We start from the raw sequence: 1,981 nt of genomic DNA on the forward strand, positions 1-1,981 counted from the left end.
CGCGTCGAAAGGCTGCTCGCTCTTTTCCTGTTGTACAACTATTACGAGTTGCTTATCACTTATCTGTGAAATATACCGTATCAACTGTAATTCAGATTGGGAGCTTTCCGTCAGATGGGTTTGTAATGCAACTTTCATTCGGAAAGATCTTCATCAGGAGGACCTAAGCGATCCAATTCTGCCAAAATCAACGGAATTTGTGTGTCTAAATCAGCGGGTCTTTTATCCTTACTCCACCAGATAAGGGGTCCACGGCGTTTATAATCCACCTTACTGACTGCTTCTTTGCCGTTTAATAAGAATTTCACCATAAAGGCGACTGCCAGCGCTTTATCATTGCCACTGCTTAAGAAGGCAAAGGAATAACTACTGACGTTAGGGATAAAACCACGCCCAATAAGCTGATTGTTTTCGTCCAAGCCGTAGACTTTGAGGAACAGAATATTAGTTTTTTCTGCCATGCCGACTTGTGGATAACGGGCAGCATAAGCTTTACCTTTATACCAGGTGTAAAAAATCTGTCGTTCACGATCAATAATTAATGGTGCCTGACGGCGTGAAAAAAATACGGCCCATACGAAGGGTGGAATAATCAGCAGATAGAGCAGCAGGAAACCTATGTCGACTTTAAAAAAATAATCACTGTATAGATAATAGTTATAGCGGTAATATAAATATTTTCTTAGGGAAATTTCTTTATCGTTACCAATATAACGGGCATTTTCCATATAATCAGGTAGGTCATTACGTAGATAAAATTTATCACCATATTCCTCTTTTACTAAATTGACCCATTGATGAATACCTCTTTCATCATTTTTACGGTCTTCGATAAATCCGTTAATATTTAGAATAAGACTACTAATAATCCCCAGTGTAACCGGGATCAAGGTAATACTCCGGGCACGGCGTTGGGTATTACGAATATGACATTCCTTATTATCAAGGTAGTCCAGTATTTCCACGTGTTTAATGGTTTCTTCATCTTTAATATCTGGTGGTGCCGCCAGAAGTTCTTTTTCCCAGCGCGCCAGCCGTTTGGCTGGCAGTGGATGAATAGTAGGAAACCATTTTTTGAGTAAGTTTTTTAGGCGTTGCTTCATAGTGTGCGTTCTCCATCAAAACTACCCTTAATAGTATTTTCCTCTGTAGGTTTTTCTCCCCATAAATAGCGCAAAGGAGCGATAACATTGTCTGACTGCTGGTAATACCAATATAGCTTGCTGCGATAAGGGTTTACTTCGCGTCCTTCTGTCGTGACTATTTCCAATGTGGCTGTGTTGCCATTCAGAGTTAGCTTCGCCTGTTCTCGTGCGGCCTTGAATGTGGCATCGCGAAAAGTGTCCCGTGTATACTGGCGACGATTAATGGTAATAGTGATAATTTGTGCACCGAGATAGTATATTTCATTTTCTTTAACGAAAAGCCCATATATTTCCGAAACTCCCATTTGGAAGGCAGGTAAGGTAAAGTGGTAGGTCGTTTTTCTGTATTCCCTATGTATTTTCAATTGTGGCTGAATAAACAGATTTAAAAACTCCTGGTTTTCGATAATAAAATGATTTTGGGTATCATTGTTCATTCTTCTTGCTGTTTTAAGTTGTTCTGATATTTCAGGTCTTCCTTTTTCTCCCCAAAAATCATATTTTTTCCCTGACCCCCAAAAACAGTTATTCAGCGTTTTCTCCAAATCTGACCAGGCACTGCTAGCCTGTACAATACTGCCTCCGATAAGCAAACTGGCCCCTACGATTATCGCAGTGAGTACGCCCCCAGTCAGGAAGGTGCCTGCGGCAGCCCCGATCCAGACCGCTGTGGTCAAAATAATAGAACCTGTTCCTATTGCTACCTGACTGTAACCTTCTACACTATTACCCACTTTGAAAGCGTTACTGGCATCATAGAAGGAGACCAGCGCCCCTAAATAACCTGCCACGCTACCGGCAACCCGGGAGAACTGACTGACCATAGCCGTATTGAT

General features: G+C 41.5%; 2 protein-coding genes. Both read right to left on the reverse strand.

Annotated features, from left to right (window positions below; genetic code table 11):
- Positions 1–134: 134 nt before the first annotated feature.
- Positions 135–1,103 carry a hypothetical protein gene (locus tag ACGF63_RS22750; RefSeq protein WP_387633353.1) on the reverse strand — a complete coding sequence of 323 codons (969 nt, stop codon included), beginning with the start codon at positions 1,101–1,103 and terminating at the stop codon, positions 135–137.
- Positions 1,100–1,981, reverse strand: an 882-nt coding sequence (locus tag ACGF63_RS22755; RefSeq protein WP_387633354.1) for a hypothetical protein, incomplete at its 5' end; no start/stop codon positions are given. The genes ACGF63_RS22755 and ACGF63_RS22750, both read right to left, overlap by 4 nt.

Origin of the sequence: Photorhabdus sp. RM322S (assembly GCF_042879395.1) — a bacterium.
Classification (GTDB): Bacteria; Pseudomonadota; Gammaproteobacteria; order Enterobacterales; family Enterobacteriaceae; genus Photorhabdus; species Photorhabdus khanii.

Bases quoted from the DNA above. Each gene is read 5' to 3' on its own strand.
- ACGF63_RS22750 (WP_387633353.1), bottom strand. From the start codon at position 1,103: ATGAAGCAACGCCTAAAAAACTTACTCAAAAAATGGTTTCCTACTATT.